Genomic DNA, 18,527 nt, shown 5'->3' on the forward strand with positions numbered 1-18,527 from the left:
TGGTGGACCTCGCCCAGCTTCGCGCGGTGCTCCGGGAACCAGGCCGTCCAGCAGTTGCTCCCGGTTCATGGGCCTCATGCCTGGCACGACCCAGGGTGTCCGCTCCTGGGATGCGTGGGTCCCGGGGCCGGGCGTCCCCGAGCCCCCTGGCACCGTGGAATGAACGTTCCTTCCAGGGAGCAGCACCCTGGCGCGCGCCTTGCTTTGCGTGGATTCCAGTCTCCGAGGCGCGGCGTTCCAAGGCGTCGCGCACCGGATAGCTCCGCCTCGCGCACTCCTCCCTGGTGGGCTCCGCCTGCTGGGAGCGCGGGGCGGGCGGACAGGGGGGCGGCCGGGCTTCTACTCCTCCACCGGCCGCCCCCCTCGTCCGTGTCCTTCCCGCTCGGGCCGCCGGTTACCGCGCCAGCGATGACGCCGCATCCTCCCCAGGAACCCCGCCCCACGAGGAGACGTGCGCACATGCCCCGTCGAGAGGAGCTGCAAGGAAAGGTCGCCATCGTCACGGGAGCCTCCAGCGGGGTGGGCTGGCAGTCGGCGGTGCGGCTCGCGGAGCAGGGCGTGCGGCTGTGCGTCACCGCGCGGCGGCGCGACGCGCTGGAGGCGCTCCGAGCCCGCGTCGAGGGCGCGGGCGGCGAGTGCCTGGTGGTGCCCGGGGACGTGACGGTGGGTGAGGACGTGGACCGGGTGGTGCGCACGTGCCTGGAGCGCTACGGCCGCATCGACCTCCTGGTGAACGACGCGGCGGTGCAGACCTACGGCTACTTCGACCAGCTGCCCTGGGCGCACATCCAGCGCACGCTGGACGTCACGTGCATGGGCTTCCTGCGCTTCGCCCACGCGGTGCTGCCCCACTTCCGGAAGCAGGGCAGCGGCCACGTCCTCAACATCCAGTCCATGCTGTCCGAGGGCGCCGCGCCGCTGCTGTCCGCCTACACGGCGGCGAAGCACGCGACGCTGGGGTGGGCGAAGACCCTGAAGCTCGAGCTGCATGGCACGGGCATCCAGGTGTCCAACGTGCTGGTGCCGTCGGTGTCCTCGCCGATGTTCGACCATGCGCCCACGCAGTTCGGGCTGCAGCCGGTGCCGGTGCCGCCCACGTACGACGTGGACCTCGTCGCGCGGGCGGTGGTGAAGTGCGCGCGGCGGCCGGGGCGCACGGTGACGCCCGCCTTCCTCCAGGGCACGCTGCTGCTGTGGCTGGACCGCGTGGCGCCCTTCGTCGGCGAAGCCGTGCTGGGCCGGTATGGCCCGCGGATGCAGATGGAGCGGGCGTCGGTGGACCGGCCCGAAGGCAACCTCTTCCAGCCGGTGCCGCAGGGCGTGGGGGCGTACGGCAGCGTACCGGCGACGCCGAGGTGGAAGCGCTTCACGGCGGTGGCGGGCCTGGCGGCGCTGGCGGGTGGGGTGCTGGGAGGCGCGGCGCTGGGGGCGCGAGGGCTGGCCCGCGCCGTCCGGTGATGCCGGACGGAACACATCGATAAGGAAAAATTGATGCTCCTCCGCGCCCTTTCGCTAGAAGGGGCAGCGAGCGCCCGGGCTTCTCGACCGGGAACACGCAACGGAGGGATGCTTCAAATGAATCTGAACAAGTGGCAGGCGGCCGCAGCGGTGGCCGGTCTCATGGTGTCGCTGAACGCGGGTGCGCAGGAGTCGTCTGTCTCCACGGGTGGCAACTTCGGCAGCGCCGGCCAGCTGGTCATCAGCACGGACGCTTCCGCGAGCATGGGGTACACCACGCAGGGCAGCGGCGCGGGCTGGCTCTTCCTGGAGCCGGGCGCGGACTACTTCCTCAAGGAGAACCTGTCGGTCGGCAGCGGCCTCCAGATTCGGGCCATCTTCGGCGATGGCGACACGGTCGCCGCCTTCGGCCTGAACGCGCGCGTGGGCTACAACATCGCGCTCACCGACCGGGTGTCGGTGTGGCCCAAGGGCATCATCACCCTGCAGGTGGGTGACGACATCCTGCCGTTCGCCAACCCGATTTCGTCCGGCGACACCACCGTCATCCTGGAGGGCTACTCGCCCTTCCTGTTCCACGTGACGAACCACTTCTTCGTCGGTGCCGGCCCGCGCCTGGCCATCGGCCTGGGTGACGAAGTGGAGGTGGCGTTCTCCGTGGCCTCCACCATCGGCGGCTACTTCTAATCACGACCCGGTCGTGAGTGCCCCGGGCCCCGGGCGTGGCGGGAGACTTTCCGTCACGTGCCGGGGCCCGTCTCTTCACTGAGGCAGATGGCTCGCGACGCCCTCGCGGGCCTCCACGCGCGTCTCCTCCACCCAGCCGTCCGCGGTCTGCTCGTTCTTCTGGTGGGACAGCCGCAGCCCCAGATGGACGGTCCGCTGTCCGGCACCCTGCGCGTAGAGGAGGATGACGTCCGCGGCCTCCTGGCTGAGGCGCGGCGCCACCGGTCGGGGCGTGCCGCCCCGGCCCTCGCGGAGGGCGCGCCGGTTGGAGACGTTCCAGCTCACCGCGCGCCCCTGCCGCATGACCACCTCGAGGTCCACGTACGCGCTGCCCTCCGCGGGCACCTGCACGGACGAGAGCAGCTCCCGGACCCCCGCGGCCATGGTCGCGGAGGTCTGTCCGGAGCCGAGCAGGCCCTGGCGGACGGGCAGGGTGCGGACGCCGAGGGGGCGGTGCGACTGGATGAAGGTGCTCGACTCGACTTCCCAGGTGGACTCTGCCCGCCGGAGCGTCAGCGTCAGCTCGCACCCGGGGGTCAGCATGGCCGAGGCGAGCTTCTCGATGACGCGGCGCCGGGTGCTGTCCTCGCTCGGCTGTCTTCCGCGCTTCCCGCCCCGGTCGTCGGACCTGTAGCCCGTCAGGGTGAGCGCGCCGGGCTCTGCCCAGAAGGTGAACACGAGCCGCGAGTCCACGTCGCGCACGCCCGCGGCCACGGCCCACACCTGGGAGGAGACGCGCGAGACTTCTTCCTGCATCGCCTTCGCATTCGTGGCGGGCGGCAGGCTCGTGTCGATGGCGCGATGGCCCGCACCCGAGCCGGTGCCTGGACCTGGAGGCGTGTTCTTGCAGCCCGAGAAAAGGGCGAGCAGCATCATCGTGCCCACGAGGGCACGTGTCATGAGACGCGGCGACATGGGACACCTCCGTCGAGCAGGACGTGCTCGAGTCGAGTGAGCCCAGAATCGCAGAGGCGTCTGACAGGGCTCAAAAAGTACAGACGCAGCCAGAGGCAATCCTCTGACGTGCCGGCACTCGCGGACGGGGTGATTGTCTATTCGTCCACGGTTGTCTGGGATGGTGGGTCAGCGGGTGAGGAATGACAGCGTGGCCTCGGTGACGACGCCGTAGACGGCCGTCTGGGCCACGAGCCACCCATGCTCGGCGGCGCTCCAGGTGCGGAAGGACTCGGTCGCGCGCAGCACGGGGAAGGTCGCGAGCTCGAAGCCCAGCACGCCCACGCCGAGCAGCAGGCCGGGGGGCGCGGGACTGCCGGACGCGGCCTCGCGGACGAAGGTCCACGCGACGCCCAGGAGCGGGCCATACACGGCGCGCATGCCGTCACCCCAGCGGCGGGCCTGGAGCGGAGACAGCTGGCGGTGGAAGAGGGACCCGGCGAGGCGCGCGGCGATGTGCCGTGCCGCATACGGAGGCGGACGGCCGAGCACGCGGTTGCGCAATGCCACGAAGGCGCGCAGCGCGACGGTGCCGGCGGCGCCCGCGAGCAGGGCCTGGGGGAGCAGCGCGCGGGTGCTCATGTCTGGAGGGGGTGGCGCCCGGTGCGCCGTGGCGAGGTCTCGCGCTCGGCGGAGACGAGTGAGAAACACAGCACCAGGGCGCCCACGACGATGTCATTGGCGGTGGGCGTGACGGAGTCACCGTAGGCGAGGACCACGGGGGCCACGATGAGCCAGGCACCCAGCGCGGTGCCGGCGAAGCGCAGCACCGGCACGAGCGACGACGCCAGCGTGAGACAGGCCACGAGCAGCCCCACCGCCGCGTCATTCAGCCTCGCCACGCGCTCGGGGTAGCCGAGCACGATGGGCGCGGCGACGAGCCAGATGCCGAGGAAGATGTTCAGCCAGCGAGCCCACATGGAGGCACCTCCGAGCGTGGGGCATCCACGGCAAGGTGGGGCGTGGGAGGCGCCTTGCCCAAGTCGGGGCGGGAGGGCAGGCAGGGGCCCGGCGCTCCGCCCCTCCGTCAGTAACCGAGCCCCAGCTTCTGGGCTTCTTCCGTCAACTCATCGACCACCTGCTTGCGGCGCGCTGCGTCCTGGCGCTGGTAGGCGAGCAGGTCCGCGAAGCGGATGCGCCGGTGGGTGCCGACGCGGTGAAAGGGAATTGCACCCTGGTCGAGCAGTCCGATGAGATGGGGCCGCGAGACGTTCAGCAGATTGGCGGCCTCCTGGGTCGTCAGCTCCGCGTGGATGGGGACGATGGTCACGGCGTGGCCCTGAGCCATCTCCTCCAGGATGCGGACCAGCAGCTCGAACGCTTCCCGGGGAACGGTGACGGCCTCGGCGCGAGCTCCGCCTTCCGGCTGGATGCTGACGCGGGGGGCTCCACGCTTGCGCGTCTTGCGCAACAGCGGGGCGAGCATGCGTGCCGCACGGGCCGCTTCCTGTGCCTGCTCCTCACCAGGAGCCGTCATGCCACGAAGGTCCACTCCGACGCCCATGTCACTCCTCCTGCGCGGGACTCCGCCGGGCCCGCCCAGACGCAATATCCGCAACAATCGAAGCAAACGCAACCTGGCGCATGATTCGGGTTGTGGCCTGCCGGGGAGACGTCAGAGGTAGTCCCTACGCTCCCGTCGCCATGGCCTTCATCGCGGTCTACGACGCCTGTGTCCTCTTTCCCGCGCCTCTTCGCGACCTGCTCGTCCGGCTGGCGCTGACGGGCAGCTTCCAGGCGAAGTGGACCGGCCGGATTCTCGATGAGTGTTTCCGCAGCATCTCCACGCAGCGTCCCGACCTCAGGCCCGAGCAGCTGGGCCGCAGCAGCCAGCTCCTGGAGCTCGCCGTCCCGGATAGCGAGGTCCAGGGTTACGACTCCCTGATGGAGGGGCTCATGGGGCTCCCGGACCCGGATGACCGGCATGTGCTCGCGGCCGCCATCCGATGTGGCGCCCAGGTCATCGTCACCTTCAACCTGAAGGACTTTCCGTCGAGCGTGCTCACGCGCTACGGCATGGAGGCCCAGCATCCAGACGACTTCGTCCTGAACCTCCTCAGCCTGGATGGCCGCGCCGTGGTCAGGGGGGTGCGGGAGCAGGCCGCTGCGCTCAGGAGCCCACCGAGAACTCCCTCAGAGCTCCTCGAGGTCATGAGCCAGCAAGGCCTGCCTGGCTCGGTGACGGTGCTCGCACGACTCATGAAGTCGTGACGCTCACTTCCCGAACACCGTCTCCGCCGTGAGGCCCAGCAGGCCCGGGTACGTGAGCTGCCCGTGGTGGCCGATGATGTGTTGATACACCGGCACGCGCACCGTCAGCCCCAGCTCCACCTTCCCCACCGGATACGCCAGCCCGCCGCCGACGAGCACGTCCGTGCGGCCCAGGTTGCCGTCCTGCTGCACGCGCCCGTCCCACCGCTCGGGCTGCTCGTTGGCCAGGTTCGCGCCCGCGCTCACCCGCAGCGCGCCCAGCACCTTCACCTCGCCCGACACTCCCACCGCGAAGCGGCTCCCGCTCCGGTACCCGAAGCGGTTCTCCGCCAAGGACAGCTGCGCCTGGCCCCACGCCCGCGCGCTCCACCGCTCCCAGCGCCGCTCGGCCTCCAGCGCCAGCAGCGGCTGCACCGTCCCCGTGCCGAACTGCACGTGCTGGTGCTCCTGCCCCGCCTCTCCCAGCGCGAAGGGGTTCTCCACCGTGCCACCCACTGGCACCGTGAGCCCCGCCCGGGCCACCAGCCCCACGCCCCCGAGCCCGAAGGCATACCGCGCCCGCAGCCACGCATCGCCCAGGCCGAACAGCGTCTCGTCCCGGTGGTGGATGTTCACGTAATCGAGCGTCACCGGCGTCCCGTCCAGCCGCCGGAACTGCACCGTCGTGGAGCTCAGCCGGAGGGGCAGCTGCAGCTCCAGCCCGACGCTGTCCGTCAGCCCGTACTCCACCCGCGCCCGCAGCTCTCCCAGGGAGAAGCGCTGGTCATGCAGCTGCGGTGGCTCGTCGCGCTCGCTGCAGATGGGGCCGATGTCGGGACAGTACGACTCGTGCACCACGCGCACGGACGTGGCCAGCAGGGCCAGCGACACCGCCGTCTGCCCGGACTTCAACCCCTGCTGTGAAGTCCCCCCGACCGGGAGGTTGGGATTGCTTCAACCCGCGCACGCGGAGGCCCGTCCGGGCACCGCCAGCGCGAGGAGCCCCGCCGCCACCGCCACCCACTTCATCGCGAGCCTCCCTCGGCAATGGCCTTGTCCAGCGCGCCCAAATCCAGCCCCTGCACCCGCGCCACCTCGCGCCCGTCCCGGCCGTACACCACCACGAAGGGCAGGTTGGGCACTCCGCCCAGGTGCCGCTTCGCCACCGGCGTGTCCCACGACACGACGTTCAGCTTCCGGTACGCCACGTCCGAGCGCCCGTTGAGCAGCCCGAACATGTGCGCGTCCACCTTGCGGCACGGCGGGCACCAGTCCGCGTAGAAGTCGAACACCGTCACCTTGCCCCGCACCGCGTGCGCGCCCAGGTCCGGCACGTCCTCGCCCGCCTCGGACAGCTTCTTCAAGTCAGCGCCCTCGGCCAGCACCGGCAGCGGCTCGAAGGACAGGTCCGGGTGGCACTCGTAGCACTGAGACTCCGGCACGGCGTGCTCGCCACACCAGTCCCGGGCCGCCTTGAACTTCTCCACCAGGTGCGGGTTGCACCGGGTGCACGTCTCATTCGGCACGCGGTGCTCGCAGAACTCCGCGTCCGGGCGCGACGCCACGCTCAGCGAGCTGAGCTGGCCATGCGCCGGCTCCGACGGGGCCGCGGGACGGGAGGACGCACAGCCAGCAGCCAGCCAGACGGCTCCACAGAGGACGAGCGATTTCGCGAGAGTCATGGGCGGAGCGGAGGATACCCGCTCCGCGCCCCCGCGCTACCCGCGCACGAGGTTGCGCATGACGAACCAGAGGTTGGCGGGCCGCTCTGCCAGCCGGCGCATGAAGTACGGGTACCAGTGCCGCCCATACGGGACGTAGATGCGCACCGGGTGTCCGTCCTTCACCAGCCGCTCCTGCAAGTCGCGCCGGATGCCATAGAGCATCTGGAACTCATACGCGCCGCGTGGCAGGCCTTGCCTCGCCGCGTACTCCAGCGTGGCGTCAATCATGCGCTCATCATGCGTGGCGATGCCGTGATACACGCCGCTGTCGAGCAGCACCTTCATGCAGCGCACGAAGTTGGCGTCCACGTCCGCCTTGTCCGGGTACGCGACGTCCGGGCCCTCCAGGTACGCACCCTTGCACAGGCGGATGCGCACCCGCTCCGCGCACAGCGCGCGCGCGTCCGCCTCCGTGCGCCGCAGGTAGCTCTGGAGCACCGCGCCCACGTGCGGCTCGCCGAACTCCGCGTGCAGCTCGCGGACGATGTCCAGCGTCGCCTGCGTCACCGCGCTCTCCTCCATGTCGACGCGCACGAACGAGCCGCGCTGCGTCGCGTCCGCCACCACCGCGCGCGCGTTCTCCAGCGCCAGCGCCTTGTCGAGCAGCAGGCCGCACTGCGTGAGCTTCAGCGACACATTGGCCTTCACGCCCGTCTGGTCGATGCGCGCCAGCAGTCGCCGGTACTCCCGCACCTCGTCGCGCGTCTCCTCCGGGTTCTTCACCGCCTCGTTGAGGTGGTCGAAAGACGCCAGGAGCCCGCGCGCGGTGAGCGCCTTCACCGCGTCCACGGCCTCCTCCAGCGTCTCCCCCGCGATGAAGCGCGAGGCCAGCTCGCGAAACGGGCGCAGGCGCGTGGCCACGTCCTTCAGGCCCGCCTGGCGGGACAGGTACAGCAACGCGGAGCGGGACAGCTGGGCGGAGGCGGTGGTCATGGCGTGTCTGTCGAAGGCGGCGTTGTCAGTGCACGTGCTCGAGGAGGAAGTCTCCGACGAAGCGGTTGAAGTCCTGGGAATGGCTCATGTACGGCAGGTGGCTGGCGGCCCGGAGCACCTGCATGCGGGCGCCGGGGATGTGCTCGGCCACGTCCCGGGCGGCGTAGGTGGGCACCAGCAAGTCCCTGCCACCCTGGATGATGAGGGTGGGCACGCGAAGCTCGCGCAGCCGCGGCATGAAGTCCGCCGCCAGCACGTCCCGCAGCCGGCGCAGCAGCTCCATGGAGGACAGCCGCCGCGCCTCGCGCACGATTTCCGCGCGGCCCTCCGGGGGCAGGTGCGGGCCGCCCAGCACCCGCGCCACCGTGGGCGCCATGAAGTACGCCAGCGGCTTGGGCGAGCGCACCAGCGTGGACAGCGTCAGGGCCAGCCGCCGGATGCGGTGCACGCTGGCCACCGGCGACACCAGCACCAGGGCCTTCACCCGCTCCGGGTGCGCCAGCGTATAGGCGATGGACAGCAGGCTGCCGTACGACGAGCCCACCAGCGCGAAGCGCTCCGGCAGCCGCGCCTCCAGGTGGTTCAGCACGGCCAGGTTCCACTGCAGCGGCGAGTGCGTGGCCGGCGTGCGCAAGGGCGGCGTCCACAGCAGCAGCCGCAGCTCGTCCGCCAGCGGCCCCATGGGCGCGAAGGAGCGCCCGCTGGCGCCCAGCCCCGGCAGGCACACCACGGTGCGCGCTTCGTCCACGCGGCCGTCGGGGAAGGTGAACAGCCGCACCGGCGTGCCGCGCACCAGCCGCTCCTCGTGGAGCAGGTGCTCGTAGCCGGACTGGATGTCCTCCACGTCCGGCACCAGCGGCGGAACGCGGTGCGGCGCCGGGGCGGGAGGAGGGGGGAGGTGCGAGGAGGTCTCAAGCATGACAGGCCCTCACCAACAGCCGCCGGACGCTGGCGGCCACATGGTCCCTGAAGGCGCGCAGGCGGTGCTCGGGCGCGTCCGCGGGCGGCGGCTCGTGTGGGGCGCCCACCGCGAAGGTGAGCTGCACGGGCAGGGGCAGCGGCCCCAGCCCCATCACCAGCGGCATCCGGTACTTGTCCCCCGGCGCCAGGCGCAGGCACAGCCGCTCCTCGCCCGGGGGCCAGAAGAAGGTGTCGTCCACGCCGAAGCCCGCGAAGGGCACCACCGGCACCCCCGCCCGGGCCGCGAGCCGGGCGAAGCCCAGCGCCTGCTCCCAGCGCAGCCGGTAGCGGCCCTGGCTGCGCTTGAACGTCTCCCGCGCCCCTCCCGGGTAGCAGACGACGAGCTCCCCCGCCTCCAGCGCCGCCAGCGCGTTCTCCCGCGTGCCCTCCACCCCCCCCAGCCAGGGCAGCACCGTGCGCACCACGGGGATGCGGAAGAAGCCCCGCTCCGCGAGCCCCAGGGGGTAGCGCCCCGTCGCTTCGTGCAGCAGGTGGAAGAAGGCCGGCGTCTCGTAGCCCCAGACGCCGTGGTTGCCCACCAGCAGCATGGGGCCGTCCAGGGGCAGGTGCTCGGCGCCCACCAGCTTCGCGCGGTGGTAGAGGGCGGACAGCGCGGCGCCACGCTCGGCGAAGCGGAACACGGCCCGGCGCAGGCTGGCGAGCGAGGCTTCCACGGGGAAGAAAGATGGAGACGCCCCCGCACTCCGCCACCCACCCGGACCCGACGTACAGCCGGCCGGCTGGCCGCCCGCCGCTGCCGGCCCGGGGCAAGTCGTCAAGCCGACGCCCCGGGAGGATGCCTCTCAGCGTCTAGTTTGAGATGATTTAATGCCAGTATGAAGCCGTGCTATGGTTGTCTGCCTCCCCCACCGTGTCGAACGTTGGGACATGGCTGGCCCATTCGACATCCTCATCGAACAGCACCGGGAGCTGGAGGAGTGCTTCGAGCGGCTGGCGTCTGGCGGTGACCTGGAAGACATCCAGGACGGGGTGACGGAGCTGCTGGAGCTGCTGCGGCTGCACTCCCGGCTGGAGGAGCGCTGTCTGTACCCGGTGCTCCTGCGGGTGGAAGGGCGGGCCCGCACCCGCCAAGAGGCCGAGGACCACCTCACCATGCGTGAGTTGATGGACGAACTGGAGGAACTCCCTCCCGGCCATCCCGAGTGGCAGGCGCGCCTCTATGCGCTCGAGGACCTGGTGGTAGCGCATTTCCAAGAAGAAGAGAGCGCCCTGCTCCCGCGGCTGAGAGCCGCCTTGGACTTCCACGACCAGGAAGAGCTGCGGCGTGATTTATCGCTGACCCGCGAGGAGCTGCTCGCGCGCGCCCTGGCGCTACAGGTCCCCGGACGGGATTCCCTGCTGGAATCCCTCCGCTGGGACGGCTGACGCGCCTGCCCATACCCCCCGGAAGCCTGCCCATGGCGCCGGGAAACGGGTGAAACCTGCGACAAAAGGGTGGCTGGTCCGTTGCTCAGTCACAACTTTTATCACTTCCTTTAGACAAATCCCAAATTGGAAGGTAAGGGTAACCCCGCATCACAAATCACATCCCCTTAGCTTCCCGCATTACCCCCCCAGGTGAGGATTCAACGAATGTCCGTGGATAAAGCGTTTCGGGACATGATCCGCAATGAAATCGAGGTTCAGCTGAAGCCCCTTCGCGACGTGGTCTCGCGACTGGAGTCGGGCACGGCGGACCTGGATGCGCTTCGCAATGTGGCCGAGCGGCTGGCGCCGCTGGCCGAGGTGGTGGGCCCCCTGTTCGGCGCCCAGCTCCCCGCGGGCAAGGCGGGCCGTCGGGGCCCGGGCCGTCCTCCCTCCCGTCCCATGATGGCTGCTCCCGCCGCGGCGGCGGGTGGCAAGCGCCGGGGCCGCAAGCCGGCCGCGGGCGGCACCGAGGGCTCGCGCGCGTGCGCCATCATCGGCTGCGGCAAGCCCAGCCGGACCAAGGGCTACTGCGCCGCGCACTACCAGAAGCTGCGCATGCTGGAGAAGACCAACCGCCGTCCCGCCGACTGGAAGGACTACGCGGACCCGGACAGCGTGGACGACATCAAGCTGCCCCGTGGACGCGCCGCGTCCAAGGCGCTGGCAGCGGCTGCTCAGGCTGGCAACGCAGGTTAGCCTCGCGGCACGCTGCCCCGGCCCGGGCAGGATGTGACCGCACCCCCGTCTACCGTGCTCCCGCTTCGTTGGTGGGAGAGGGTTCGGGGTATGCCCGTGCGAGAGACACTTGCTCGCAGGGGCTGGCAGGAGCATGAATGCCCGGGCCCATGAACAAACGAGACCTGGAGCCAGGAATCATCACCGACCTGTCCGGACGGACGACGTACGGTGATTATCTTCAGCTCGACCGGCTGCTGTCAGCGCAGGTGCCGCGCTCGCAGCCCCCCCACCACGACGAGCTCCTGTTCATCATCCAGCACCAGACGAGCGAACTGTGGATGAAGCTGCTCATCCACGAACTGGGGGCGTGCATCCGCTACGTCCAGACGGACCGGCTGGAGCCGTCGTTCAAGATTTTCGCGCGGGTGGCGCACATCCAGCGGATGCTCTTCGAGCAGTGGAGCGTGCTGGAGACGCTCACCCCGAACGAGTACCTGGAGTTCCGGGACACGCTCGGCAGCGCGTCGGGGTTCCAGAGCTTCCAGTACCGCGCGGTGGAGTTCCTGCTGGGCAACAAGGACCCGCAGGCGCTCACGCCCTTCCGCCACGTGCCCGCCGTCCACGCGGAGCTGGAGCGGCTGCTGGAGTCGCCCGGCCTGTACGACGAGTTCCTGCGCCACCTGTCGCGCATGGGGCACGCGGTGCCGCCCAGCCGGGTGCAGCGCGACTGGCGCCAGCCGTACGAGAAGAGCCCGGAGGTGGTGGAGGTGTTCCGCCGCATCTACGAGGACACCGAGGCGCACTGGGACGCGTATGAGATGTGCGAGAAGCTGGTGGACACGGAGGAGCGGTTCCAGCTCTGGCGCTACCGTCACATGATGACGGTGATGCGCATCATCGGCTTCAAGCAGGGCACGGGCGGCTCGTCCGGCGTGGGCTTCCTGCGCAAGGCGTTGGACCTGCGCTTCTTCCCGGAGCTGTGGGACGTGCGCACGGAGCTGGCGCCGCCCTCGGCGCGGCACAAGGGGCCGTGAGCGCGGGGCCGGGGTGTCACCGCGCGCCATGACGCGCAGTCGTTCGCGCGTCACGGCGGGGGCTTACGCGGCGTGGCTCACTGCCACTTGCAGCCTTTGATTTTCTGGCAGAAGGCCTGGTTGGTGGCCTTCTCGCACTGCATGGCGAGGCCGCCGCAGGCGTTGCGGGCGTAGGAGTAGGAACACCCGGGCTGGCTGCTGCACCACATCTGCGGGTAGACGGCGCAGAGGGTGGCCTTGCCGGTGCAGCTTCCTCCGCCGGAGGGCTTCGCGGCGTCTTCGGTGGGGGCCGGCGCGGGCTTGTCCTTGTCCTTCGCCGCGGTGGAGGGGCCGGCGTCCTTGCCCGCGGGGGTGCCTGCGTCGGCCTGGGGCTCCTTCGCGCTGGCGGGAGTGCAGGCCAGCAGCAGCACCGCCGCCGTGAGGCCCGCGAGTCGACCCAGACGCCCAACGTGCTGAACCATGATTCCGTCCTTTCGAGGCGGAGCCCGGCGCACCCCGCCACTGTGCTGGCGTGCCACTCTAGAGGCCTGCTTCCGCCGGAGCGAGCGGAACGCGGAGAAGACGCCCGGCGTGGGGCGGGGCATCCGGAGTGGCCTGGTGGCGGGTGATGCCTGCCTGCCGGACGGGCAGGTGGAGTCGCACGTGAGGGCCCCGGGGGCTGGGTGGCTGCGTCGCGATTGGCAACCTGGTGGGTTGCGCCTTTCAGGGCTTCGTGGCCTACATTCCAGGTAGTCCACGCCTGAGGCCATGTGGAGGCCGGATGAGCCAGCCTGGAAGAAACGAGCCCTGTCCGTGTGGAAGCGGGCAGAAGTACAAGAAGTGCTGCTCTGGTGGCCGCGCCTCCTCGGGACAGGCGGGGCCCGGGGCCGAGGTCCACCAGCGGGACGAACGCCTGGCGGAGGACCTGATGCGCTTCGCCCGACGGCGCTTGGGCGCGGGATGGTTGCGCGAGGCGATGGATGCCTACTTCCAGGACCTCGACGCGGGGCCCGAGGACCTGCAGCTCTTCATTCCCTGGGCGGTGCACCACGGGCCAGCCGGGGGCCGGCCCGTGCGTGAGTGGTTCCTGGAGGAGCGCGGCACGAAGCTGAAGGAGGCCGAGCGGCAGTGGCTGGAAGCCCAGCGGACGGTGGTGGTGTCCATCTGGGAGGTCCTCGAGGTGCGCGCGGGCGAGGGGCTGGTGGTGAAGGACCTGCTTCGCTGGGACGAGCGCTTCGTGCGGGAGGGGCGGGCCTCACGGGTGCTCCGGGCGCGGGATGCCGTGCTGGGCCGGGTCGTGGACCATGCGGGGGGGGCGGTGTTCTGCGGCCTGTATCCGGTGCCGCTCCCTCCTTCCTGGGCGGCGGAGGTGGTGCGGGTGGCGCGTCAAGGGCTGAAGGTCCGTGGGCGCAAGCCGGTACCGCACGAGAAGCTGCTGGACCCGGGGGCCACCTTGGAGCTCGTGCATGCCTGGCAGGACGCGGAGCTGGCGTGGGAGGAGGAACAGGAGGCGGCCGCCGAACGCCCGCTCACCCTGGTGAACACGGACGGTGAGCCGCTGCTGCTCACGGTGGACCACTTCGAGTTCGACGGTGGGAACAGGACGCAGGTGATGGCGGCGCTGGAGCGGGTGGAGGGCGCGGAGGTGGAGGAAGAAGGTGTGCCGGCGACGTATTCGTTCCTGAAGGAGGGGAACGCGATGCACGCCTCCTGGGAGAACACCGTGGTGGGACAGGCCGTGGTGGAGGCGGCATCCCTGAGGTTGGAGGCGAACTCGGTGGCGCGTTCGGAGGCGCTGCGCTCGCGGGTGGAGGCGGCGTGTGCAGGGCTGCTGCGGTTCAGGGCGCGTGAGCACAGTGACCCGCTGGCGCTGGTGGAGAAGCTGGAGGAGGCGGGTGTGCCGCTTCCTCCTCGCGAGGCGGCTCCTCCCGAGGTGCAGGAGGCGCTGCGATTGTTCAAGCAGCAGCACTACGCGGGCTGGACGGACAGCCCGCTCCCCGCGCTGAACGGGAAGACTCCGAGGCAGGCGGTGCGGAGCGCGGCGGGGCGCCGGGCGGTGGACACGCTGCTCAAGGAGATGGAGCACGACGAGGCGGCCCTGCCAGCCGGGGAGCGGGTGGACTTCTCCTCGCTGCGCTCGGAGCTTGGGCTGGAGGAGTGAGGTAGAAGAGGGGCCATGCTCACGCGGCTTCGCATCCAGAACTTCAAGGCGTGGAAGGACACGGGTGATATCCGCCTCGCGCCGCTGACGATGTTCTTTGGCAGGAACAGCTCGGGCAAGACGAGCCTCCAGCAGTTCCTGTTGATGCTGAAGCAGACGGCACAGTCGCGTGACCGCCGCCGCGTGCTGCACTTCGGGGATGCGGACTCGCTCGTGGACCTGGGCGTCTGGCCGGAGATGGTCTTCAACCATGACCCGGCGGCGATGCTCCAGTTCGAACTGGAGTGGAAGCATTCCCTGGAAAGAATGTTGGCGACGGCAATGCATGAGCGCCTCCCTGGTATCGGACCGGGGCTCGCATTCGAGGCATCCATTGGACGTGCCGCAGGCCCAGCAGACCGTATCGAAGTGAAGAGCTTCGACTTCCGATACAGGCTGTTGCGCCACCGCCCGGACAGAATAGAGGAGTCACCCTGGCGGCGACTGGGGATGCGGAAGGTGCGCGATGAGGGTTATGAGCTGAGTGGGGACCCTCCTCCTTTCGCGCCCGAACGGGATGCTACGGCTGCCCTGCTTCCGCCACCCGTTCACTTCTATGGATTTGAGCTGCTCCACCGACGCACTGCGATGACGGATGAACTCGCGTTCGAACTTGAGCAGCAACTGGAGATGATTGAGTACCTGGGCCCCCTTCGGCAGAAGCCTTGGCGCACCTACTCCTGGTCGGGCGAAGCCCCCGAGAATGTAGGAATCGAGGGTGAACGTACGGTCCCAGCCTTGCTGGCGGCTCAGGAGCGCTTCCTCTACGTGAGGGATGGGCTGGCGCGTCCGTTCCTGGAGGTCATCGCCCAACATCTCCTGGACATGGGGCTGCTCGAGTCGTTTCAGACGCGGATCGTCGCCGAGCGTCGCAAGGAGTATGAGCTCCTCGTGAGGACGCCGGGCAGTCCCAGGGACGTGAGCCTGACGGACGTCGGCTTCGGTGTTTCGCAGGTGCTCCCCGTCCTGGTGCAGTGCTTCTACTCGGCACCCGGCTCCACCCTCGTCTTCGAACAGCCCGAACTGCATCTCCACCCGCGTGCTCAGAGTGAGCTCGGCGACGTCTTCATCGACGCACTGCACGCTCATGAGGGTGGGATGCCCCGCGGCATCCAGCTCTTCATCGAGAGCCACTCCGAGCACCTGCTACGGCGCATCCAGCGGCGCATCGCCGAGGGGCGGCTGAAGCGCGAGGACGCGGCGCTCTACTTCTGCTCTCCAGGCCCGGAGGGCTCTCGCATCGAGGAGTTGAAGCTCGATGACGATGGCAACATTACCAACTGGCCGGAGAACTTCTTCGGCGACGAGATGGGAGACCTCGTTGCGATGACCGAGGCCGCGATGAAGCGCCAGATGGAGCAGGGACAGGAATGAGCGTTCCCGTCGCTCCGTGCGTCGTGGATACCAACGTCCCCGTCACGGCCAACAAGCAGGGTGAGCCGAGCCCCGCCTGTGTCCTGGCCTGCGTCCATACCCTGGACGCACTGATGAAGGGCGGCCACCTCCTCATCGACGACAAGCGGCGCATCATCAGGGAGTACACGAACAACCTGCGGTCAGCGGGCCAACCGGGAGTAGGTGACCGCTTCCTCAAGTGGGTGTTGACCAATCATGCGAACCCGAAGCACTGCACCCCCGTTCCGCTCACGGAGCGTCCCGAGGACCCCCGCGACTTCGATGAGTTCCCTCGTGACGAGGCGCTCGCTGGCTTCGACCCATCAGACCGGAAGTTCGTCGCGGTGAGCTGCGCGCATCCTCAGCGCCCTCCCATCCTCCAGGCCACGGACAGCAAGTGGTGGGGGTTACGGGAGGAGTTGACGCGCTGTGGTGTGAATGTCCACTTCCTCTGCCCCGGGGACATCGCGGAGATTCACGAGCGCAAAGGCGGGGAGTGATGGCGGACGACTTCTTCAAGTTCCCCCATACTCCACACCTCACCTGGCTCTCCTCGGCGCCCGTGCGCCACGACAAGGTGCTCTCGCCGCCCGAAGCCCGTGAGTTCCTGCGCGGCGAGGTGCTCATCGAGGAGAAGGTGGATGGCGCCAACCTGGGCCTCTCCGTGGGGCCGGGTGGCGAGCTGCGCGCACAGAACCGTGGCTCGTACCTGGGCACCCGTGCGTCGCCCCAGTTCCAGCCCCTCTGGCCCTGGCTGGAGGCCCGGCGCTCGCAGCTCGTCGGCGCACTGGGACAGCACCTGATGCTCTTCGGTGAGTGGTGCTTCGCCGTCCACAGCGTCCGTTACGACGCGCTGCCGGACTGGTTCCTGGCCTTCGACCTGTACGACAAGCAGACAGGTCGCTTCTGGTCCTCGGCTCGGCGGGACGCTCTGGTGGAGACACTCGGGCTCGCGCGAGTGCCCGTGGTGGCCCGGGGGCACTTCACGGTGGACGAGGTGGTGCGGCAGCTCGGACCTTCACTCCTCACCCAGGGCTCCATGGAGGGCGTCTACCTGCGGCGTGATGAAGGTGACTGGCTCCAGTGCCGCGCGAAGCTCGTCCGGCCTGAGTTCGTCCAGGCCATCGAGGAGCACTGGTCCTCCCGGCCGCTGGAGCGCAACACCCTGGCTCCAGGCCCGGCCTGACGCCGCTGGCCCCACCTGTCTGCCTGTCGGACAGGCGTGCTGGACGCGCTGCCCGTCCCTCCGGCACTCCCTAGCTTGATGAGGTCAGGTCCACTCATTTCCAGGCAAAGGAGTCAGTCATGGCCGAGCACCAGCGCCCGAAGAAGGAGCCGAAGCTTCCCGAGGACGAGCAGGAAATCCGCCGCGAGGCCGGAGACCGTCCCGCCCCCACGCCGGACCACCTCGGCAACCTGCCCGACGACAGCCCCGGCCCCGGCAGGCCCGTGGGCTTCCCCGGAAGCAATCCGCAGGACTGAGGCATCGCGTGTACGGGTGATGCGCCGCCCTGCCGGTCACGAGACGACCTGGGAGTCGTGGACCCGGAGGCCCGCACCCTGGAGACCTTCCGCTTCGAAGGTCCACGACTCACCAGACTCGAGTCCTGGACGGGGGATGCCACCGTCCGTGCCGAACCCTTCCAGGCGCTCGCGCTGGAACTTCGCGTCCTCTGGGAGGACTGAGCGCGGTAGGCTGCCCACATCATGGCTGCCGCGTCCCCGCTGCTCTTCGACAAGGCCCACGTCCTCTGCTACCGCACCTTCGACATCGCCGATGAAGTCGACCTCGAGCGCGCTCGCAAGGCGCTCACCGAGGACTCACGCCGTCTCAAGCTGTCCCGCGAGAACAGTCAGTACCTCCAGCTCCCCAACCCGCCCCTCGCGTATGAGCTGGGCCGCCGTCCGCTCGCCCTGCGCGACGGGCCCGTCACCGTGGACTGCACCGCGCGCCTGTTCGACCACGGCGCCGCGTCCATCATCCTCCGCGTCCCCGTCGTCCCCGGCACCTCGCTGGAGCACCTCACCCGCGTCGCCGACGAGCTCTATGACAGCCAGGCCCTGGAGGACCTGGCCCTGGAGCTCGTCGAGGGCGTGCGCCGCACCATTGCTCCCGCCCTCCAGGAACCGCACCTGTGGGACCAGAACGAGAGCTACACCGTCATCTTCGCGGAGAGCATCCGCGACAACCCGAGCGCCGACGAGCTGCTCGCCCGCGCCGACATCGCCCGCCTCCTGCTGGGAGAGAACGGCGCCGTGCCGCTGTCCTCCCGCGAGGCCGAGTCCGTCACCCACACGCGCTTCAGCTACACCGTCAATGACCTGGTCGTCATCGACTGGAACAGCGCCTTCGTCTACGAGCCCTCCGGCTCGCGCGACATCCCGGACCTGCTGGAGATCGCCAACGCGCAGCTGCTGGAGTTCCGCTACTACGACGAGCGGCTCGACACGCACATCGCCCGCATCCATGACGAGGTGCAGGCCAAGCGCCATGGGTGGGTCCGCCTCTTCCGCAGCCCCTACCGCAACCTGACGCGGCAGACGCTCTCCACGCTGGTGGACCTCAACGAGTTCATCGAGCGGGTGGAGAACAGCCTGAAGATCATCGGCGACTTCTACCTGGCCAAGGTCTACGAGGGCGCCGTGCGCCGCATGCGCATCCCCGCGTGGCAGGACTCCGTCACCCGGAAGCAGCAGCTGCTCGCCCAGACGTATGGCCTGCTCAAGGGGGATGTCGATATCGACCGATCCCACACGCTCGAGGCCATCATCATCCTCCTCATCGTCCTCGAAATCTTCTTCGCCTTCTTCAAGGTGTTCGAGCACTGACACGGGCGCTGTACCCCTTGCACCCCTGACACCCGTGGA

22 protein-coding genes and 1 pseudogene are annotated in these 18,527 nt (G+C 69.6%); 13 read left to right on the forward strand and 10 right to left on the reverse strand.

The window, feature by feature from the left end; genetic code table 11:
• The first annotated feature begins 459 nt into the window (after nucleotides 1–459).
• Together LXT23_RS07650 and LXT23_RS07655 are read left to right on the forward strand one after the other, a co-directional pair.
• Complete coding sequence (locus LXT23_RS07650) at nucleotides 460–1,458, forward strand: SDR family NAD(P)-dependent oxidoreductase (RefSeq protein ID WP_253979401.1); 999 nt, start codon at nucleotides 460–462, stop codon at nucleotides 1,456–1,458.
• Between the two features lie 117 nt (nucleotides 1,459–1,575).
• Nucleotides 1,576–2,145 carry a hypothetical protein gene (locus LXT23_RS07655; RefSeq protein WP_253979402.1) on the forward strand — a complete coding sequence of 190 codons (570 nt, stop codon included), beginning with the start codon at nucleotides 1,576–1,578 and terminating at the stop codon, nucleotides 2,143–2,145.
• Nucleotides 2,146–2,220: 75 nt separating this feature from the next.
• On the opposite strand, the gene LXT23_RS07660 is transcribed toward LXT23_RS07655, so the two are convergent.
• The 4 genes from LXT23_RS07660 to LXT23_RS07675 form a co-directional block, all read right to left on the reverse strand.
• On the reverse strand, nucleotides 2,221–3,099 hold the full coding sequence (locus LXT23_RS07660) for a hypothetical protein (RefSeq protein WP_253979403.1): 879 nt from the start codon (nucleotides 3,097–3,099) through the stop codon (nucleotides 2,221–2,223).
• Nucleotides 3,100–3,267: 168 nt separating this feature from the next.
• Complete coding sequence (locus LXT23_RS07665) at nucleotides 3,268–3,720, reverse strand: hypothetical protein (RefSeq protein ID WP_253979404.1); 453 nt, start codon at nucleotides 3,718–3,720, stop codon at nucleotides 3,268–3,270.
• On the reverse strand, nucleotides 3,717–4,058 hold the full coding sequence (locus LXT23_RS07670) for an SPW repeat domain-containing protein (protein WP_253979405.1): 342 nt from the start codon (nucleotides 4,056–4,058) through the stop codon (nucleotides 3,717–3,719). The genes LXT23_RS07665 and LXT23_RS07670 overlap by 4 nt, the downstream gene beginning before the upstream one ends.
• A 107-nt stretch (nucleotides 4,059–4,165) precedes the next feature.
• Nucleotides 4,166–4,642 carry a helix-turn-helix domain-containing protein gene (locus LXT23_RS07675; protein ID WP_253979406.1) on the reverse strand — a complete coding sequence of 159 codons (477 nt, stop codon included), beginning with the start codon at nucleotides 4,640–4,642 and terminating at the stop codon, nucleotides 4,166–4,168.
• 140 nt (nucleotides 4,643–4,782) lie between these two features.
• On the opposite strand from LXT23_RS07675, the gene LXT23_RS07680 reads away from it, so the two are divergent.
• Nucleotides 4,783–5,349: a PIN domain-containing protein gene (locus tag LXT23_RS07680; RefSeq protein ID WP_253979407.1), complete on the forward strand. Its 567-nt coding sequence runs from the start codon at nucleotides 4,783–4,785 to the stop codon at nucleotides 5,347–5,349.
• Between the two features lie 3 nt (nucleotides 5,350–5,352).
• On the opposite strand, the gene LXT23_RS07685 is transcribed toward LXT23_RS07680, so the two are convergent.
• From LXT23_RS07685 to LXT23_RS07705, 5 genes are all read right to left on the reverse strand, one after another.
• Nucleotides 5,353–6,240, reverse strand: coding sequence for a hypothetical protein (locus LXT23_RS07685; protein ID WP_253979408.1), 888 nt, complete (start codon nucleotides 6,238–6,240; stop codon nucleotides 5,353–5,355).
• A gap of 113 nt (nucleotides 6,241–6,353) precedes the next feature.
• Nucleotides 6,354–7,010 carry a TlpA family protein disulfide reductase gene (locus LXT23_RS07690; protein WP_253979409.1) on the reverse strand — a complete coding sequence of 219 codons (657 nt, stop codon included), beginning with the start codon at nucleotides 7,008–7,010 and terminating at the stop codon, nucleotides 6,354–6,356.
• 36 nt (nucleotides 7,011–7,046) lie between these two features.
• Nucleotides 7,047–7,985, reverse strand: coding sequence for a proline dehydrogenase family protein (locus LXT23_RS07695; protein WP_253979410.1), 939 nt, complete (start codon nucleotides 7,983–7,985; stop codon nucleotides 7,047–7,049).
• A gap of 25 nt (nucleotides 7,986–8,010) precedes the next feature.
• Nucleotides 8,011–8,904, reverse strand: coding sequence for an alpha/beta fold hydrolase (locus LXT23_RS07700; RefSeq protein WP_253979411.1), 894 nt, complete (start codon nucleotides 8,902–8,904; stop codon nucleotides 8,011–8,013).
• Nucleotides 8,897–9,619 (reverse strand): lysophospholipid acyltransferase family protein, encoded by a 723-nt coding sequence (locus tag LXT23_RS07705; protein WP_253979412.1) that lies wholly within the window; start codon nucleotides 9,617–9,619, stop codon nucleotides 8,897–8,899. The genes LXT23_RS07700 and LXT23_RS07705 overlap by 8 nt, the downstream gene beginning before the upstream one ends.
• A 214-nt stretch (nucleotides 9,620–9,833) precedes the next feature.
• Here LXT23_RS07705 and LXT23_RS07710 point away from each other — a divergent pair, with 214 nt between their 5' ends.
• From LXT23_RS07710 to LXT23_RS07720, 3 genes are all read left to right on the forward strand, one after another.
• A complete protein-coding gene (locus tag LXT23_RS07710; RefSeq protein ID WP_253979413.1) occupies nucleotides 9,834–10,331 on the forward strand; it encodes a hemerythrin domain-containing protein in 498 nt (165 codons plus the stop codon).
• Between the two features lie 207 nt (nucleotides 10,332–10,538).
• On the forward strand, nucleotides 10,539–11,069 hold the full coding sequence (locus tag LXT23_RS07715) for a cell wall protein (RefSeq protein ID WP_253979414.1): 531 nt from the start codon (nucleotides 10,539–10,541) through the stop codon (nucleotides 11,067–11,069).
• Nucleotides 11,070–11,206: 137 nt separating this feature from the next.
• The gene (locus LXT23_RS07720) at nucleotides 11,207–12,085 is read left to right on the forward strand and encodes a tryptophan 2,3-dioxygenase (RefSeq protein WP_253979415.1); all 879 of its coding nucleotides are present in this window, start codon (nucleotides 11,207–11,209) and stop codon (nucleotides 12,083–12,085) included.
• 77 nt (nucleotides 12,086–12,162) lie between these two features.
• Here LXT23_RS07720 and LXT23_RS07725 read toward each other — a convergent pair whose 3' ends face one another.
• A complete protein-coding gene (locus LXT23_RS07725) occupies nucleotides 12,163–12,546 on the reverse strand; it encodes a hypothetical protein (protein ID WP_253979416.1) in 384 nt (127 codons plus the stop codon).
• 299 nt (nucleotides 12,547–12,845) lie between these two features.
• Here LXT23_RS07725 and LXT23_RS07730 point away from each other — a divergent pair.
• The 7 genes and pseudogenes from LXT23_RS07730 to LXT23_RS07765 all read left to right on the forward strand — a co-directional run.
• Nucleotides 12,846–12,911: pseudogene (locus LXT23_RS07730) on the forward strand (SEC-C metal-binding domain-containing protein); the annotation flags it as partial.
• An 81-nt stretch (nucleotides 12,912–12,992) separates the two neighbouring features.
• Complete coding sequence (locus LXT23_RS50065; protein WP_267146686.1) at nucleotides 12,993–14,225, forward strand: antitoxin Xre/MbcA/ParS toxin-binding domain-containing protein; 1,233 nt, start codon at nucleotides 12,993–12,995, stop codon at nucleotides 14,223–14,225.
• A gap of 15 nt (nucleotides 14,226–14,240) precedes the next feature.
• Nucleotides 14,241–15,638, forward strand: coding sequence for an AAA family ATPase (locus tag LXT23_RS07745; protein WP_253979417.1), 1,398 nt, complete (start codon nucleotides 14,241–14,243; stop codon nucleotides 15,636–15,638).
• The gene (locus tag LXT23_RS07750; protein WP_253979418.1) at nucleotides 15,635–16,159 is read left to right on the forward strand and encodes a hypothetical protein; all 525 of its coding nucleotides are present in this window, start codon (nucleotides 15,635–15,637) and stop codon (nucleotides 16,157–16,159) included. The genes LXT23_RS07745 and LXT23_RS07750 overlap by 4 nt, the downstream gene beginning before the upstream one ends.
• A complete protein-coding gene (locus LXT23_RS07755) occupies nucleotides 16,159–16,845 on the forward strand; it encodes an RNA ligase family protein (RefSeq protein ID WP_253979419.1) in 687 nt (228 codons plus the stop codon). The genes LXT23_RS07750 and LXT23_RS07755 overlap by 1 nt, the downstream gene beginning before the upstream one ends.
• A gap of 119 nt (nucleotides 16,846–16,964) precedes the next feature.
• A complete protein-coding gene (locus LXT23_RS07760) occupies nucleotides 16,965–17,141 on the forward strand; it encodes a hypothetical protein (protein ID WP_253979420.1) in 177 nt (58 codons plus the stop codon).
• A gap of 225 nt (nucleotides 17,142–17,366) precedes the next feature.
• Nucleotides 17,367–18,488 (forward strand): hypothetical protein, encoded by a 1,122-nt coding sequence (locus LXT23_RS07765; protein ID WP_253979421.1) that lies wholly within the window; start codon nucleotides 17,367–17,369, stop codon nucleotides 18,486–18,488.
• Nucleotides 18,489–18,527: the final 39 nt, after the last annotated feature.

It is taken from the genome of Pyxidicoccus xibeiensis (assembly GCF_024198175.1).
GTDB lineage: Bacteria > Myxococcota > Myxococcia > Myxococcales > Myxococcaceae > Myxococcus > Myxococcus xibeiensis.

Excerpts from the sequence above, each read along its gene's own strand:
- LXT23_RS07700 (WP_253979411.1), bottom strand. The coding sequence starts at position 8,904 with ATGCTTGAGACCTCCTCGCACCTCCCCCCTCCTCCCGCCCCGGCGCCG.
- LXT23_RS07745 (WP_253979417.1), top strand. The coding sequence starts at position 14,241 with ATGCTCACGCGGCTTCGCATCCAGAACTTCAAGGCGTGGAAGGACACG.
- LXT23_RS07715 (WP_253979414.1), top strand. The coding sequence starts at position 10,539 with ATGTCCGTGGATAAAGCGTTTCGGGACATGATCCGCAATGAAATCGAG.
- LXT23_RS07695 (WP_253979410.1), bottom strand. The coding sequence starts at position 7,985 with ATGACCACCGCCTCCGCCCAGCTGTCCCGCTCCGCGTTGCTGTACCTG.
- LXT23_RS07765 (WP_253979421.1), top strand. The coding sequence starts at position 17,367 with ATGGCTGCCGCGTCCCCGCTGCTCTTCGACAAGGCCCACGTCCTCTGC.
- LXT23_RS07680 (WP_253979407.1), top strand. The coding sequence starts at position 4,783 with ATGGCCTTCATCGCGGTCTACGACGCCTGTGTCCTCTTTCCCGCGCCT.
- LXT23_RS07660 (WP_253979403.1), bottom strand. The coding sequence starts at position 3,099 with ATGTCGCCGCGTCTCATGACACGTGCCCTCGTGGGCACGATGATGCTG.
- LXT23_RS07650 (WP_253979401.1), top strand. The coding sequence starts at position 460 with ATGCCCCGTCGAGAGGAGCTGCAAGGAAAGGTCGCCATCGTCACGGGA.
- LXT23_RS07675 (WP_253979406.1), bottom strand. The coding sequence starts at position 4,642 with ATGGGCGTCGGAGTGGACCTTCGTGGCATGACGGCTCCTGGTGAGGAG.
- LXT23_RS07720 (WP_253979415.1), top strand. The coding sequence starts at position 11,207 with ATGCCCGGGCCCATGAACAAACGAGACCTGGAGCCAGGAATCATCACC.
- LXT23_RS07670 (WP_253979405.1), bottom strand. The coding sequence starts at position 4,058 with ATGTGGGCTCGCTGGCTGAACATCTTCCTCGGCATCTGGCTCGTCGCC.
- LXT23_RS07690 (WP_253979409.1), bottom strand. The coding sequence starts at position 7,010 with ATGACTCTCGCGAAATCGCTCGTCCTCTGTGGAGCCGTCTGGCTGGCT.
- LXT23_RS07750 (WP_253979418.1), top strand. The coding sequence starts at position 15,635 with ATGAGCGTTCCCGTCGCTCCGTGCGTCGTGGATACCAACGTCCCCGTC.
- LXT23_RS07655 (WP_253979402.1), top strand. The coding sequence starts at position 1,576 with ATGAATCTGAACAAGTGGCAGGCGGCCGCAGCGGTGGCCGGTCTCATG.
- LXT23_RS07755 (WP_253979419.1), top strand. The coding sequence starts at position 16,159 with ATGGCGGACGACTTCTTCAAGTTCCCCCATACTCCACACCTCACCTGG.
- LXT23_RS07710 (WP_253979413.1), top strand. The coding sequence starts at position 9,834 with ATGGCTGGCCCATTCGACATCCTCATCGAACAGCACCGGGAGCTGGAG.
- LXT23_RS50065 (WP_267146686.1), top strand. The coding sequence starts at position 12,993 with ATGCGCTTCGCCCGACGGCGCTTGGGCGCGGGATGGTTGCGCGAGGCG.
- LXT23_RS07725 (WP_253979416.1), bottom strand. The coding sequence starts at position 12,546 with ATGGTTCAGCACGTTGGGCGTCTGGGTCGACTCGCGGGCCTCACGGCG.
- LXT23_RS07760 (WP_253979420.1), top strand. The coding sequence starts at position 16,965 with ATGGCCGAGCACCAGCGCCCGAAGAAGGAGCCGAAGCTTCCCGAGGAC.
- LXT23_RS07665 (WP_253979404.1), bottom strand. The coding sequence starts at position 3,720 with ATGAGCACCCGCGCGCTGCTCCCCCAGGCCCTGCTCGCGGGCGCCGCC.